The organism is Streptomyces sp. NPDC056160 (assembly GCF_042268205.1).
Lineage (GTDB): Bacteria > Actinomycetota > Actinomycetes > Streptomycetales > Streptomycetaceae > Streptomyces.
Map to the genome: position 1 here is coordinate 50,251 of NZ_JBHJUW010000007.1, position 13,338 is coordinate 63,588.

A 13,338-nucleotide genomic window follows, 5' to 3' on the forward strand; every position below is an offset into this window, starting at 1 on the left:
TGTCGGGCTATGCCTGTCCGCGCACCCCGCGGGCCAGTTCGCCCGCCAGCGTCCGGACGGCCTCGACACCGGCGGCGGCGTCCGGGGCGTCCAGCATCCGCTTGACGAACGCCGAGCCGACGATCACGCCGTCGGCGAAGCCGGCGACCTCGGCGGCCTGGGCCGGGGTGGAGACCCCGAGGCCGACGCAGACGGGCAGGTCTGTGCCGGTGGCGCGGGTGCGTTCCACCAGGTCCTGGGCCTGGGCGCCCACCGACTCGCGGGTGCCGGTGACACCCATCAGGGAGGCGGCGTAGACGAAGCCGGAACCGGCCGCGGTGATCTCGGCCAGCCGCTCGTCCTTGCTGCTGGGCGCCACGACGAAGACGGTCGCCAGGCCGTGCTTGTCGGCGTGCTCGCGCCACAGGGCGGACTCCTGGACGGGCAGGTCGGGCAGGATGCACCCGGCGCCGCCCGCCTCGGCCAGCTCGGCGGTGAACCGCTCGACGCCGTAGCGGTCGATGGGGTTCCAGTAGGTCATGACCAGGACCGGCTTGCCGGTGGCCGCGTGGGCCTCGCGGACGGTGCGCATCACGTCGGCGATCCGGACCCCGCCGCGCAGCGCGATGTCGTCCGCGGTCTGGATGACCGGCCCGTCGAGGACCGGGTCGCTGTGCGGCAGGCCCACCTCGACGACGTCCGCGCCGCCGTCGAAGACGGCCTTGATCGCCTCGATGCCGCCGTCCACGGTGGGGAACCCGGCCGGGAGGTAGGCGATGAGCGCCGAGCGGCCCTCTGCCTTGGCGGCGGCGAGGGTGTCCGACAGAAGCTGGATGGCGCCGCTCACTTGGCGTCCCCCTCGATCTCGGCGGTGTCGGCCGCGTCGGCGGCCACCTCGGCGTCGGTGTCGTACAGGCCGAAGTAGCGGGCGGCGGTGTCCATGTCCTTGTCGCCGCGCCCGGAGAGGTTGACCACGAGCAGCCCGTCCGGACCCAGCTCGCGGCCGACCTCCAGCGCGCCGGCCAGCGCGTGGGCGCTCTCGATGGCCGGGATGATGCCCTCGGTGCGCGACAGCAGGCGCAGGGCCTGCATGGCCGCGTCGTCGGTGACCGCGCGGTACTCGCCGCGGCCCGAGTCCTTGAGGTAGGAGTGCTCGGGGCCGATGCCCGGGTAGTCCAGGCCGGCCGAGATGGAGTACGGCTCGGTGATCTGGCCCTCGTCGTCCTGGAGGACGTAGGAGCGGGAGCCGTGCAGGACGCCGGGCTCGCCCGCGGTCAGGGTCGCCGCGTGCTCGCCGCTCTCCACGCCGTGCCCGGCGGGTTCGCAGCCGATCAGGCGGACGTCCTCGTCGGGGATGAAGGCGTGGAAGAGGCCGATGGCGTTGGAGCCGCCGCCGACGCAGGCGATCGCGGCGTCGGGCAGCCGTCCGGCGCGCTCCAGGAGCTGCCGGCGGGCCTCGACGCCGATGACCCGGTGGAAGTCGCGCACCATGGCGGGGAACGGGTGGGGGCCCGCGACGGTGCCGAACAGGTAGTGGGTGCGGTCGACGTTGGCGACCCAGTCGCGGAACGCCTCGTTGATGGCGTCCTTCAGGGTGCGGCTGCCGGACTTCACGGCCACGACCTCGGCGCCGAGCATGCGCATCCGGGCGACGTTCAGCGCCTGGCGCCGGGTGTCGATCTCGCCCATGTAGATCGTGCACTCCAGGCCGAACAGGGCGCAGGCGGTGGCCGTGGCCACGCCGTGCTGGCCGGCGCCGGTCTCGGCGATGACGCGGGTCTTGCCCATGCGCTTGGTGAGAAGCGCCTGGCCGAGCACGTTGTTGATCTTGTGGGAGCCGGTGTGGTTCAGGTCCTCGCGCTTGAGGAACACCCGGGCGCCGCCGGCGTGCTCGGCGAAGCGGGGCACCTCGGTCAGGGCGCTGGGCCGACCGGTGTAGTGGACGAGCAGGTCGTCCAGCTCGCGGGCGAAGGCGGGGTCGGCCTTGGCCTTGTCGTACTCGACGGCGACCTCGTCCACGGCGGCGACGAGCGCCTCCGGGATGAACTTGCCGCCGTAGGCGCCGAAGTAGCCCTCGGCGTCGGGGACGTGACCCTCCGGGTCGGGGAAGAAGAAATCGCTGGGCATGCCAGAACCTCACGGTGAGTGCGTGGAAGAACACTGTTCGCCGTGGGGGCGGGGGTTCACTCCCGTGCGCGGTCTACTCCCGGCCGCGGGCCGGATGCGGTCGCTCGCGCAGTTCCCCGCGCCCCTTCAGGGGCGCTGCCATCGCATGCCGTTGACCTGGCCCGGTTCGTCACCGATGACGTACCGCACCCGGCGGCCGTGCACCCGGCGGGCGGGCGCGCGGCAGCCACGGGGCCGGCAGCCGCGCGCCAGGCGGGCGTACCGGTCCGTGGTCGGCACGGTGGTCACAAGCGTCATCGGGGCGATTCTACCGGCTCGACCAGCGGCTCAGTCGCGCCCGTGGCGCAGCGCCGGGTGGGTCCCGGCGGCCACCAGGTCGGCGACGGCGGTCTTCGGATCGCGGCCGGTGACCAGCGACTCGCCGACCAGGACCGCGTCGGCGCCGGCGTTGGCGTAGGCGATCAGGTCGTGCGGGCCGCGGACGCCGGACTCGGCGACCTTGACGATGTGGGCGGGGATCTCCGGGGCGATCTGCTCGAAGGTGTCGCGGTCGACCTCGAGGGTCTTCAGGTTGCGGGCGTTGACGCCGATCACCTTGGCGCCGGCGTCGACCGCGCGTTCGACCTCTTCCTCGTCGTGGACCTCGACGAGCGGGGTGAGGCCGATGGACACGGCACGCTCGATCAGCGACTCCAGGGCCGGCTGGTCGAGGGCGGCGACGATCAGCAGGGCGAGGTCGGCACCGTAGGCGCGGGCCTCCCACAGCTGGTACGACGTGACGATGAAGTCCTTGCGCAGCACCGGGATGTCCACGCGGGCGCGGACGGCCTCCAGGTCGGCGAGCGAGCCGCCGAAGCGCCGCTGCTCGGTCAGGACCGAGATCACGGAGGCGCCGCCGGCCTCGTAGTCGGCGGCGAGTGCGGCCGGGTCGGCGATCGCGGCCAGCGCACCCTTGGACGGGCTGGAGCGCTTGACCTCGCAGATGACCTTGACGCCGTCGCCGCGCAGGGCGGCCACCCCGTCCTTGGCGGCCGGCGCCTTCGCCGCGCGCTCCTTGAGCTCGTCGAGGCTGACGCGCGCCTGCCGCTCCGAAAGGTCGGCACGGACTCCGTCGATGATCTCGTCGAGCACACTCACGCGAGCGGCCCCCTTCCAGACGGTGGGATGTTCCAGCGGATCGAGCGGCCTCCGGCGGACCGCTTGAGGCGGATCGGGCGGATCTGGCGGATCAAGCGGGCGGAACCGGTGGTCACTGCGATGGTATCCGCAGGAGGGGCGAGGCCTCGCATCCGGCCGACCTCGGTCCCATTACCTGGACAGACACCGGACGATCAAGGGTGGAGCCAGCCGCCGAAGGGCAGGTTCCGGACAACCGCGAAGGCCGCGAACAGGATGCCCAGCGTCCACAGGTGTACGGGGCGCGGCTCGATCCGCAGGGGCCGCCCGCGGATCGAGCGGACCGCCCAGAGGGCCCACAGCACGGCGAAGGCCAGGTAGCCGGCGACGGCCGGCGCGTTGTCCCGCAGGGCCGTGAGCAGGTCGCCGTGGACGAAGGCGTGGGCGCTGCGCAGCCCGCCGCAGCCGGGGCAGTACAGGCCGGTGCAGCGCAGCAGGGGGCAGGCCGGGTAGTGGCCGGGCTGGTTGGGGTCCACCGCCCCGACGTACGCGAAGGCTCCGGCGACGGCCGCGAGGACCGCGCCGGGGACGACGAGCCGCCCGAGCACGGCCCTGGTCCCCCCTTCCGGCCGCGGTCGGCCCTCGGGCGCACACCGGGGCCGGGGAAGGGGCGTCCGCCCCTGCACCACCCGCTGACTGTCGGCGTTCACCCCTGGCATTCTGCCCGCAACGCGGCGCGTGCGCGCGAGGAGCGGTGCCCGCGGCCCACTGTGTGCGGGCGGCACGGCCCTCGGAGGGCTCCGAAGGGCCGGTGCGACGCGTGAGGGGCGGCGCCGGGCCGCCCCTCCACGTCGTGTCGTACGGGTCCGCCGCGGCGGTGTCAGCCCTTGGCGCCGGCCGGCGCGCCCTTGGCGGCGACCTGGTGCACCGGGTGCTCGTTCTTCTGGCCCATGCCCATCATGCGCATGATGCCGCCGACGACACCGCCGAGCAGCACGACACCCATGCCGACCCAGAAGCCGACCGGCTGGGCCATCACCATGAAGGCGCCCGAGACCAGGAAACCGATGAAGGCGATGATGACACCGGTCCAGGCGGCCGGGGTGTGACCGTGGCTGCTGCCCGCCATGACTTGCTCCTCGTTGCTTGTACGTTTCTGAGCCGGACGCTCGGTTCCATTGTCCCGTACGCGTGCACGGGACGTGAGCGGGGGTGGCTCATCGCGCACCCGTTTCACCACATCGGGAAGGCGGAGTTCGCCGGGCGGCGCTCAGGCCGGGCCGGTGCCCGTCGGGTCCTCACCGCGGTCCAGGGCCTTCCACAGGTCCTCCGGGCGGTCGGGGTCGAGGGGCTTGGGCGCGCGGGGGCGGGGTGCCCCCGCGCGCTCGTAGCGGCCGGACATCGCGGGCCACAGGCGGCCGTAGCGCAGGGCCAGCAGCCCGGCGAGCAGGAGGAGCACCCCGCCCGCGGCGGCGACGTAGGGCCAGCCGGTGTGGCTGAGCGAGGCGGCGGTGGCGGCGGTGTCGCCGGAGGCCTGCGCGGCCTTGCCGTCGAGCACCTTGCCGTCGGACCCGCCGGCGAGCGCCGCGGCGGCGGTGCCCGCGCCGGAGAGCGCGAGGAGGGCTGCGACCAGCAGCCGGCCGGATCGGCGCACGGCGAAGACGGCGACGAGGGCGGCCAGGCCCACTATGGCGAGCGCCGCGGGCACGCCCGTGACCTCGCTGCCCTTGGCGGTCAGCGGGAAGGCGCCGCCGGCCACCGACGCGGTGCCCTCCGCCCAGCGCTGCCGGGAGGCCAGCAGCGCGACGGCCGCGCCGAGCGCGCCGCACAGCAGGGCGACGGCGAGGCTGCGGCGGCCGGACCGGGCGGGGGCGGCGGCTTCGGGACGGGGGTGAGGTACGGCAGTCACGTACTCCACTATCGCCTGCGGGACGGGCGGACCGTCACCCGGGGTTCCGTGAGATGCACCCCATCCGCCGCCCGCCCGCTTGCCGCAGTCGGCCTACGGGGCCAGCCGGTTGGCGGTGTGCACCGCCCGCAGCACCGCGGCGGCCTTGTTGCGGCACTCGGTGTCCTCGGCCACCGGGTCGGAGTCGGCGACGATGCCCGCGCCCGCCTGGACGTAGGCGGTGCCGTCGCGCAGCAGCGCGGTGCGGATGGCGATGGCGGTGTCGGAGTCGCCGGCGAAGTCGAGGTAGCCGACGCAGCCGCCGTACAACCCGCGCCGCGACGGCTCCAGTTCGTCGATGATCTGCATCGCGCGGGGCTTCGGCGCGCCGGACAGGGTGCCCGCCGGGAAGCAGGCGGTCAGCACGTCGAAGGCGCTGCGGCCGGCGGTGACGCGGCCGGTGACCGTCGAGACGATGTGCATGACGTGCGAGTACCGCTCGACGGACATGAAGTCGACGACCTCGACGGAGCCCGGCTCGCAGACCCGGCCCAGGTCGTTGCGGCCGAGGTCGACGAGCATCAGGTGCTCGGCGCGCTCCTTGGGGTCGGCGAGGAGTTCGTCGGCGAGGTTCTGGTCCTCCTGCGGGGTGGCGCCGCGGGGCCGGGTGCCGGCGATGGGGTGGACCATGGCCCGCCCGTCCTCGACCTTCACCAGCGCCTCGGGCGAGGAGCCCACGACGTCGAAGCCGTCGAAGCGGAACAGGTACATGTACGGCGACGGGTTGGTGGCCCGCAGCACCCGGTAGACGTCCAGCGCACTCGCCGAGCACGGCGTCTCGAAGCGCTGGGAGGGGACGACCTGGAACGCCTCCCCCGCGCGGATGCGCTCCTTGACGTCCTCGACGGCCGCCCGGAAGTCGGCGCCGCCCCACAGGGCGGTGTACTCGGGCAGTTCGGAGGGCGGGAGGGCGGCCGGGGGCTGGGCGACGGGCCGGGACAGGTCGGCCTCCATCGCGTCGAGCCGGGCGACGGCGTCCGCGTGGGCCTCGTCCACGCCGGTGTCGAGGTCGTTGTGGTTGATCGCGTTGGCGATCAGCAGCACCGTGCCGTCCCAGTGGTCGAGGACGGCGAGGTCGGAGGTGAGCAGCATGGTCAGCTCGGGGAGCTTCAGATCGTCCCGCTCGCCGGGGCCGATCTTCTCCAGGCGGCGCACGATGTCGTAGCCGAGGTAGCCGACCATGCCGCCGGTGAAGGGCGGCAGTCCCAGGTCGTGGGCGAGGTCGCGGGGGGTGTGCAGGGCCTCGACGGTGGCCCGCAGGGCGGCGAGCGGGTCGCCCTCGACGGGGACGCCGACCGGCGGGGTGCCCAGCCAGTGGGTGCGGCCGTCCTGCTCGGTGAGGGTGGCCGAGCTGCGGACGCCGATGAAGGAGTAGCGAGACCACTGGAACGCGGTGCGCCCGTTCTCGGCGGACTCCAGCAGGAACGTGCCGGGACGCTCGGCGGCGAGTTTGCGGTAGAGCGCGACGGGGGTGTCGCCGTCGGCGAGGAGCTTGCGGGTGACCGGGATGACGCGGCGGTCGCCGGCCAGTTTGCGGAAGGTCTCGAGGTCCATGGCGGCCGACCCTACTGATCCGCGGCGGCGGCGCCGGAGCGGGCACGGTCGCCGCCGGCGTCCTCGGCCCCGGCCAGGACGTCGGCGTCGAAGCACGTGCGGTCACCGGTGTGGCAGGCGGCGCCGGCCTGGTCGACCTTGACCAGCACGGTGTCGGCGTCGCAGTCGAGCGCGACGGACCTGACCCGCTGGACGTGCCCGGAGGTGTCGCCCTTGACCCAGTACTCCTGGCGGCTGCGCGACCAGTAGGTGCAGCGGCCCGTGGTCAGCGTGCGGTGCAGCGCCTCGTCGTCCATCCAGCCGAGCATGAGTACCTCGCCGGTGTCGTACTGCTGGGCGATGGCGGGGACGAGTCCGTCGGCGTCGCGCTTGAGGCGTGCGGCGATCTCGGGGTCGAGGCTGCTGGGCCGGGGGGTGCCGGGCGTGCTGGTCATGGGTGCCATTGTGCCGCGCGCGGCCGGCGACCGGGGGCGGCCGTCCGGTGGGCGGACCTGCCGTGGAGTCGTAGGCTGAGGCCATGTCGACCTTTGCCAAGCGTGAACGGCTCCTGCTCGCCGACCTCTTGGAGACCGCCGGCCCGGAGGCGCCCACCCTCTGCGAGGGCTGGCGCACCCGTGACCTCGCCGCGCACGTGGTGGTGCGCGAGCGGCGCCCGGACGCGGCGGGGGGCGCGCTGATCAAGCCGCTGGCGTCCCGGCTGGAGAAGGTCCTGGAGGAGTACGCCGCGAAGCCGTACGAGGAGCTGATCCAGCTGATCAGGACCGGCCCGCCGCGTTTTTCACCCTTCCAGCTCAAGCAGGTCGACGAGGCGGCCAACACCGTCGAGTTCTACGTGCACGCGGAGGACGTCCGCCGGGCCCAGCCGGACTGGTCGCCGCGCGAGCTGGACCCGGTCTTCCAGGAGGCTCTGTGGTCACGGCTGGAGCGGACCGCGCGGCTGCTGGGCCGGGGCATCCCGACGGGCCTGGTACTGCGCCGCCCGAACGGCGAGACGGCCGTCGCCCACCGCGGCACACCCGTGGTCACGGCGACCGGCGAACCCGCGGAGCTGCTGCTGTTCGCCTTCGGCCGGCAGAACGCGGCGCGGGTGGAGCTGGAGGGCGAGCAGGACGCGATCGCGAAGGTGTCGGAGACGAAGCAGCTGGGGTTCTGACCCGGGGCCGGGCCCTAGGTCGGTCTCCGGGGACGGGGCTGGGGCGGTTCGCCCCAGGGCGGGGGCGCGGCCGGTCAGCCCTCAGGTGAGGAACCAGAGACCGCCGGTTCCCGGGCCGACGGCAGAGGTGGTCGGCGTGGCGTGGACCCGAGGGGTCGCGTGGCGCAGGCCCGGGGCCCCGGGGCCCCGGGGCCGACGGCCCCCCCCGGAGTCGGGAAGCCAGCGAGCCGGCGAGTCAGGAAGCCGGGAAATCACGGAAGTTCGGCGCGGCGCAGGTCACGGACTCCCAGGACGACGAGTCCCGCGAGCCCGCTCACCGCGGCGCAGCCCGCGAACACTGGCCCGGTGCCCCACAGGGCGACGGCCGCGCCGACCAGCGGGAAGGTGAGCGGCGCGACGCCGAAGCCGACGAGGGTGGAGACCGAGGTCACCCGGCCGATGTAGGCGGCGCCGGCCCTGGCCTGGACCAGCGCTCCGCACAGCGCCCCGGCGAGACCGGCGCTCACACCGATGAGCACGGCCACGCCGGCCGCCGCCGGCACGGACGGCACCTGCGCGAGCGCCGCGACCGCCACGGCGGACAGCAGGTTGGCGACCGCGGTCACCACTGCGGCACGCGGCACCCGGCCGCGCCAGGTCAGCAGGAGCGAGGCCGCCCCTGCGCCGGTGCCGAAGCCGGCGAGCACCCAGCCCATGCCGGACGACCCCCAGTGGCGCTGCTGGGCGAGCAGGGTCAGCCCGAGGTTCATGGGTCCGACGAAGCCGAGGTCGCTGAGGGCGATGGCGAGGACGAGGGGGCGCAGGACGGGGTCCTGCCGGATGTGGCGCAGTCCGTCCCGCAGTTCGCCGAGGACCGCGGGCCTGCCGGCCCGGTCGTCATCGGCCGGCCGGCCGGCGCGGACGGTCAGCAGGAGCGGCAGGGACATGCCCACGAGGAGGGCGGCCAGGCCGAACGCTCCCGCGGTGCCGCCGAGGGCGACGCCGATGCCGCCGAGGGGGCCGCCGAGGACGTTGGCGAGCCGGGTGGCGAGGCCTCGCATGCCCTGGACCCGGGCGAGCTGGGAGCGGTCGGTGATCCGCGCGGGCAGGGCGCCCGCGGCGGGCAGGAAGACGGCGTCGACGACACCGAAGAGCACGGCGACCGCGCCCAGCACCCACAGGCCGGGGCTGGTGACGAGGAGCAGGACGGCGGCGGTCAGGACGAGGGCGCTGCGCGCGGCGGTGCTGGAGAGGACGACACGGCGCGGCCCGTAGCGGTCGGCCACCACTCCCCCGCCCAGCATCAGCAGCGCGCGGGGCAGGGCGCTGGCCGCCGTGACGAGTCCGGCCTGCGCGGGGGTGCCGGACTGGACGGCCGCCCAGGACAGTGCGATGTAGTAGACGTTGTCACCGATCGCGGACGACGCGTATCCGCCGAGCCAGCGCAGGACATTGGGGTCACGGTGGGCCGGTCTGCCGGGCGGATCCGACACGGGCGTAAGCGTGGTGGTCACGGTGGTACGTCCTCTCAGGCGCGATGGCCGGACGCCGAACGCCGGGAGCGGGGCCGGACGTCGGGGGCGGGGCAGGAGGGGGAGGCCGGACGCAAAGTGGTCTGGCACGGGCCGCCGCGACAGGGCCGGACGCCGGGGCGGAAAGCAGGGCTGAGGGCGGAGGCCGTACTCGGGGCGGAGGCCGGACCCGGAGGTCAGAGCACCGCCCGCCGGAACGGGCCCCACAGAGGAGCCCCGGGGCCGGACCGTACGCGGAGATCGAGCGCCGAACACCGGCAGCCCCAGGACGGGCAGACCCCCTGGGCCGGCCACCAGCCACCGGGCACCGGCCACCGGGCCCCGGAGGCGGGATCGGCGCAGAGGCCAGGCATCGGTCGCCGGAAGCGGACCGGACCGGACCGGAGGTCAGGCGCCGGAATCCACAACGCGGGCCGGGCACGGAGGCCACCGCCGGACACCCCGACGCGGACGAGGCGCAGCGGTCAAGAACCGGTCACCGGACACCGGACACCGTGGGCCGTCCGGGCGTGCGCCCCGGGCCGTTCAGGTGCGGAACGGGAAGGCGTACGTGTGGACCGCGACGTTCTCGCGGCCTCCGGTGTCGCCGGCGGTGACGGCGGCGCGGCCGCGTTCCTCGTACTCGCGGACGAGGTCGTACATGCGCCGGGACAGCTCGGTCAGTTCGTCCGGCGTGAGCTTGAGAAGCCATTCGGCGGAGTCGGACGCCGCGTTCCAGGCGGCGCCCCAGTGGGCGCGCTCGTCGAGGAAGCGGCGGTACATGTCGGCGCGCTGCTCGAAGAACAGACGGCTGGCGGCGGTGTGCGCGGCCGCCTTCTCGGGGGCGTCGGAGAAGTCCTCGTCATGGATGCTGACGCCGTCCGTGGCGGGGCGCCACCAGCGTTCCCTGCCGTCGGTGGTCTGCGGTTCGGCCTCCTCGATGAGGCCGTGCTCGGCCAGCTTGCGCAGGTGGTAGCTGACCAGGGAGACGGCTTCGTCGACCTGCCCGGCGAGCTGGGAGGCGGTCGCCGTACGGGCGATGGTCAGCGCCCGGTACAGGTTCATGCGCAGCGGGTGGGCGATCGCCTTCAGCGTGCCCAGGTCCTGGATCCTGCGGTCTCTTTCTCTCTCCGGCATGCCCTCAGAGTAGATGCACAAGAAAAATTGCACAACAGATATTGCGCAATCAATCTTGCGCAACTTTCCTTGCGGGTCTGACCGTGAAAAAGCCCCGGCCGCCCGTGGCGCAGCCGGGGCCCTCCTCGGCAGAGGTCACCTCACCGGGTGACCGGCCTCGCGCAGCGTCTCCTTGACCTGACCGATGCGCAGATCGCCGAAGTGGAACACCGAGGCCGCGAGGACCGCGTCCGCGCCCGCCGCGATCGCCGGCGGGAAGTCGGCGAGCCGGCCGGCGCCGCCGGAGGCGATCACGGGAACGGTGACGTGCTTGCGGACGGCCGCGATCATCTCCAGGTCGTAGCCGTCCTTCGTGCCGTCCGCGTCCATGGAGTTCAGCAGGATCTCCCCCGCGCCCAGCTCGGCGGCCCGGTGCGCCCACTCCACCGCGTCGATGCCGGTGCCGCGGCGACCGCCGTGGGTGGTCACCTCGAAGGAACCGGCAGCCGTGCGGCGCGCGTCGACCGACAGGACCAGCACCTGGCGGCCGAAGCGCTCGGCGATCTCCCGGATCAGTTCCGGCCGGGCGATCGCGGCCGTGTTGACGCCCACCTTGTCGGCGCCCGCCCGCAGCAGCCGGTCCACGTCCTCGGCCGTACGGACGCCGCCGCCGACCGTGAGCGGGATGAACACCTGCTCGGCGGTGCGGCGCACGACGTCGTAGGTCGTCTCCCGGTCACCCGAGGACGCGGTGATGTCCAGGAACGTCAGCTCGTCGGCGCCCTCGGCGTCGTACACCTTGGCCATCTCGACGGGGTCGCCCGCGTCGCGCAGGTTCTGGAAGTTGACGCCCTTGACGACCCGGCCGTTGTCCACGTCCAGGCAGGGGATGACTCGGACCGCCAGGGTCATGAATCGGGCTCCTTCGATTTTCCTCTGAATGCTTCGAGTTCCACCGAGACCAGGACGCGCGGGTCGACGAACCCCTCCACGACGAGCAGGGTCGACACCGGGCGGACCGCGTCGAACAGCTCCTTGTGGGCACGGCCCACAGCGTCCAGGTCCCGGGCGTGGCTCAGATACATACGGGTCCGGATCACGGACTCCGCGCCGAGCCCGAACTCGCCGATCGCCTCGATCGCGCTGGTGAAGGCGGTCTTCGCCTGTTCGTACGGGTCGCCCTCCCCGTACAGCACCTCGCCCCGGAAGGCGGTGGTGCCCGCCACCAGGACGCGGTCGCCCGCCGCGACGGCCCGTGCGAATCCGAACGTCTCTTCCCAGGGAACTCCGCTCTGCACGCGCCGTACGGCATCGGACGTCATGACGACACTTCCTCCAGGGCCTCTTCGAGCGTGAACGCCTTCGCGTACAGGGCCTTCCCGACGATGGCGCCCTCGACACCGAGCGGCACGAGAGAGGCGAGCGCGCGCAGGTCGGCGAGCGAGGAGACGCCGCCGGAGGCGACCACCGGGCGGTCGGTCGCCGCGCAGACGTTCTTCAGCAGCTCCAGGTTGGGGCCCTGGAGGGTGCCGTCCTTGGCGATGTCGGTGACGACGTAGCGGGCGCAGCCCTCCTTGTCCAGGCGCGCGAGCGTCTCGTAGAGGTCGCCGCCGTCGCGGGTCCAGCCGCGGCCGCGCAGCGTGGTGCCGCGTACGTCGAGGCCGACGGCGATCTTGTCGCCGTGCTCGGCGATGACGCCGGCGACCCACTCGGGGGTCTCCAGGGCGGCGGTGCCGAGGTTGACGCGGGTGCAGCCGGTGGCGAGCGCGGCGGCGAGGGTGTCGTCGTCGCGGATGCCGCCGGACAGCTCGACCTTGATGTCCATGGCGTGGGCGACCTCGGCGATCAGGGCGCGGTTGTCTCCGGTGCCGAAGGCGGCGTCGAGGTCGACCAGGTGCAGCCACTCGGCACCCGAGCGCTGCCAGGCGAGGGCGGCCTCCAGCGGGGAACCGTAGGAGGTCTCGGTCCCGGACTCGCCGTGCACGAGGCGGACGGCCTGGCCGTCGCGGACGTCGACGGCGGGCAGGAGTTCGAGCTTCGAAGCCATCACAGGGTTCCGATCCAGTTGTTCAGCAGCTGCGCTCCGGCGTCGCCGGACTTCTCGGGGTGGAACTGGGTGGCCCACAGGGCGCCGTTCTCCACGGCGGCCACGAAGGGCTTGCCGTGGGTGGCCCAGGTGACCTTGGGGGCGTGCATCGCCGGGTTGTGCACCTCCAGTCGCCAGTCCTGGACGGCGTAGGAGTGCACGAAGTAGAAGCGGGCGTCGGCGTCGAGACCGGCGAACAGCTCGGAGCCGGCGGGTGCCTCGACGGTGTTCCAGCCCATGTGCGGGACGACGTCGGCCTCCAGCGGCGCGACCGTGCCGGGCCACTCGTCCAGGCCCTCGGCCTCGACGCCGTGCTCGATGCCGCGGGCGAAGAGGATCTGCATGCCGACGCAGATGCCCATGACGGGGCGTCCGCCGGACAGCCTGCGGTCGATGATCCAGTCCCCGCGGGCCTCCTTGAGGCCGCGCATGCAGGCGGCGAAGGCGCCGACGCCGGGTACCAGCAGGCCGTCGGCGTTCATCGCGGCGTCGAAGTCACGGGTGATCTCGACGTCGGCGCCGGTGCGGGCGAGCGCCCGCTCGGCGGAGCGGACGTTGCCGAAGCCGTAGTCGAAGACGACGACCTTCTTGGCGGCGGGGCTGCCCACGTCACACCTCCAGCCGCAGCACGCCCGCGAAGATGCACATCGCGGCGCCGATGGACAGCAGCACGATCAGGCTCGTGGGCATCTTCTGCTTGGCGAAGGAGTAGACGCCGCCGCCCAGGAAGAGGCCGAGGACGATCAGGATGGTGGAGAAGCTGTTCATG

The 13,338-nt window shown here is 73.5% G+C and carries 17 protein-coding genes; 1 reads left to right on the forward strand and 16 read right to left on the reverse strand.

Going from position 1 to position 13,338, the window contains the following annotated elements; all coding sequences use genetic code 11:
- Window positions 1-7: 7 nt before the first annotated feature.
- The 9 genes from trpA to hisI form a co-directional block, all read right to left on the reverse strand.
- A complete protein-coding gene (trpA, locus tag ACFC02_RS04195; RefSeq protein WP_376351888.1) occupies window positions 8-826 on the reverse strand; it encodes a tryptophan synthase subunit alpha in 819 nt (272 codons plus the stop codon).
- The gene (gene trpB, locus ACFC02_RS04200) at window positions 823-2,106 is read right to left on the reverse strand and encodes a tryptophan synthase subunit beta (protein ID WP_376351891.1); all 1,284 of its coding nucleotides are present in this window, start codon (window positions 2,104-2,106) and stop codon (window positions 823-825) included. The genes trpA and trpB overlap by 4 nt, the downstream gene beginning before the upstream one ends.
- 126 nt (window positions 2,107-2,232) lie before the next feature.
- On the reverse strand, window positions 2,233-2,403 hold the full coding sequence (gene trpM, locus ACFC02_RS04205; protein WP_360962852.1) for a tryptophan biosynthesis modulator TrpM: 171 nt from the start codon (window positions 2,401-2,403) through the stop codon (window positions 2,233-2,235).
- A 30-nt stretch (window positions 2,404-2,433) separates the two neighbouring features.
- On the reverse strand, window positions 2,434-3,243 hold the full coding sequence (gene trpC, locus ACFC02_RS04210) for an indole-3-glycerol phosphate synthase TrpC (RefSeq protein ID WP_376351896.1): 810 nt from the start codon (window positions 3,241-3,243) through the stop codon (window positions 2,434-2,436).
- A gap of 194 nt (window positions 3,244-3,437) precedes the next feature.
- Window positions 3,438-3,941 carry a DUF2752 domain-containing protein gene (locus tag ACFC02_RS04215; protein WP_376351898.1) on the reverse strand — a complete coding sequence of 168 codons (504 nt, stop codon included), beginning with the start codon at window positions 3,939-3,941 and terminating at the stop codon, window positions 3,438-3,440.
- A 161-nt stretch (window positions 3,942-4,102) separates the two neighbouring features.
- Window positions 4,103-4,351, reverse strand: a complete 249-nt coding sequence (locus ACFC02_RS04220; RefSeq protein WP_376351901.1) for an HGxxPAAW family protein — start codon at window positions 4,349-4,351, stop codon at window positions 4,103-4,105.
- A 141-nt stretch (window positions 4,352-4,492) separates the two neighbouring features.
- Window positions 4,493-5,140 carry a TIGR02234 family membrane protein gene (locus ACFC02_RS04225; RefSeq protein WP_376351904.1) on the reverse strand — a complete coding sequence of 216 codons (648 nt, stop codon included), beginning with the start codon at window positions 5,138-5,140 and terminating at the stop codon, window positions 4,493-4,495.
- Window positions 5,141-5,224: 84 nt separating this feature from the next.
- The gene (locus ACFC02_RS04230; protein WP_376351907.1) at window positions 5,225-6,724 is read right to left on the reverse strand and encodes an anthranilate synthase component I; all 1,500 of its coding nucleotides are present in this window, start codon (window positions 6,722-6,724) and stop codon (window positions 5,225-5,227) included.
- 11 nt (window positions 6,725-6,735) lie between these two features.
- Window positions 6,736-7,158 (reverse strand): phosphoribosyl-AMP cyclohydrolase, encoded by a 423-nt coding sequence (gene hisI / locus ACFC02_RS04235; protein WP_376351910.1) that lies wholly within the window; start codon window positions 7,156-7,158, stop codon window positions 6,736-6,738.
- An 83-nt stretch (window positions 7,159-7,241) separates the two neighbouring features.
- Between hisI and ACFC02_RS04240 the strand changes: the two genes are divergently transcribed.
- The gene (locus ACFC02_RS04240; RefSeq protein WP_376351913.1) at window positions 7,242-7,877 is read left to right on the forward strand and encodes a TIGR03085 family metal-binding protein; all 636 of its coding nucleotides are present in this window, start codon (window positions 7,242-7,244) and stop codon (window positions 7,875-7,877) included.
- Between the two features lie 251 nt (window positions 7,878-8,128).
- Here the strand turns inward: ACFC02_RS04240 and ACFC02_RS04245 are convergent, their stop codons facing one another.
- From ACFC02_RS04245 to ACFC02_RS04275, 7 genes are all read right to left on the reverse strand, one after another.
- Entirely contained in the window at window positions 8,129-9,370 is a 1,242-nt protein-coding gene (locus tag ACFC02_RS04245; RefSeq protein ID WP_376351916.1) for an MFS transporter, read from the reverse strand.
- Between the two features lie 543 nt (window positions 9,371-9,913).
- Window positions 9,914-10,504 carry an ArsR/SmtB family transcription factor gene (locus tag ACFC02_RS04250; protein ID WP_376351919.1) on the reverse strand — a complete coding sequence of 197 codons (591 nt, stop codon included), beginning with the start codon at window positions 10,502-10,504 and terminating at the stop codon, window positions 9,914-9,916.
- 135 nt (window positions 10,505-10,639) lie between these two features.
- Entirely contained in the window at window positions 10,640-11,395 is a 756-nt protein-coding gene (gene hisF / locus ACFC02_RS04255; RefSeq protein ID WP_360962880.1) for an imidazole glycerol phosphate synthase subunit HisF, read from the reverse strand.
- Window positions 11,392-11,805: a RidA family protein gene (locus ACFC02_RS04260; protein WP_376351923.1), complete on the reverse strand. Its 414-nt coding sequence runs from the start codon at window positions 11,803-11,805 to the stop codon at window positions 11,392-11,394. Before ACFC02_RS04260 ends, hisF begins: the two co-directional genes overlap by 4 nt.
- Window positions 11,802-12,530 carry a bifunctional 1-(5-phosphoribosyl)-5-((5-phosphoribosylamino)methylideneamino)imidazole-4-carboxamide isomerase/phosphoribosylanthranilate isomerase PriA gene (gene priA / locus ACFC02_RS04265; RefSeq protein WP_376351926.1) on the reverse strand — a complete coding sequence of 243 codons (729 nt, stop codon included), beginning with the start codon at window positions 12,528-12,530 and terminating at the stop codon, window positions 11,802-11,804. The genes ACFC02_RS04260 and priA overlap by 4 nt, the downstream gene beginning before the upstream one ends.
- Window positions 12,530-13,177, reverse strand: a complete 648-nt coding sequence (gene hisH, locus ACFC02_RS04270) for an imidazole glycerol phosphate synthase subunit HisH (protein ID WP_360962889.1) — start codon at window positions 13,175-13,177, stop codon at window positions 12,530-12,532. The genes priA and hisH overlap by 1 nt, the downstream gene beginning before the upstream one ends.
- Window position 13,178: 1 nt before the next feature.
- Window positions 13,179-13,337, reverse strand: a complete 159-nt coding sequence (locus ACFC02_RS04275) for a hypothetical protein (protein ID WP_360962891.1) — start codon at window positions 13,335-13,337, stop codon at window positions 13,179-13,181.
- Between the last annotated feature and the right edge of the window lies 1 nt (window position 13,338).

Bases quoted from the DNA above. Each gene is read 5' to 3' on its own strand.
- trpB (WP_376351891.1), bottom strand. From the start codon at position 2,106: ATGCCCAGCGATTTCTTCTTCCCCGACCCGGAGGGTCACGTCCCCGAC.
- trpM (WP_360962852.1), bottom strand. From the start codon at position 2,403: ATGACGCTTGTGACCACCGTGCCGACCACGGACCGGTACGCCCGCCTG.
- ACFC02_RS04215 (WP_376351898.1), bottom strand. From the start codon at position 3,941: ATGCCAGGGGTGAACGCCGACAGTCAGCGGGTGGTGCAGGGGCGGACG.
- ACFC02_RS04220 (WP_376351901.1), bottom strand. From the start codon at position 4,351: ATGGCGGGCAGCAGCCACGGTCACACCCCGGCCGCCTGGACCGGTGTC.
- ACFC02_RS04230 (WP_376351907.1), bottom strand. From the start codon at position 6,724: ATGGACCTCGAGACCTTCCGCAAACTGGCCGGCGACCGCCGCGTCATC.
- hisI (WP_376351910.1), bottom strand. From the start codon at position 7,158: ATGACCAGCACGCCCGGCACCCCCCGGCCCAGCAGCCTCGACCCCGAG.
- ACFC02_RS04240 (WP_376351913.1), top strand. From the start codon at position 7,242: ATGTCGACCTTTGCCAAGCGTGAACGGCTCCTGCTCGCCGACCTCTTG.
- ACFC02_RS04250 (WP_376351919.1), bottom strand. From the start codon at position 10,504: ATGCCGGAGAGAGAAAGAGACCGCAGGATCCAGGACCTGGGCACGCTG.
- hisF (WP_360962880.1), bottom strand. From the start codon at position 11,395: ATGACCCTGGCGGTCCGAGTCATCCCCTGCCTGGACGTGGACAACGGC.
- ACFC02_RS04260 (WP_376351923.1), bottom strand. From the start codon at position 11,805: ATGACGTCCGATGCCGTACGGCGCGTGCAGAGCGGAGTTCCCTGGGAA.
- priA (WP_376351926.1), bottom strand. From the start codon at position 12,530: ATGGCTTCGAAGCTCGAACTCCTGCCCGCCGTCGACGTCCGCGACGGC.
- ACFC02_RS04275 (WP_360962891.1), bottom strand. From the start codon at position 13,337: ATGAACAGCTTCTCCACCATCCTGATCGTCCTCGGCCTCTTCCTGGGC.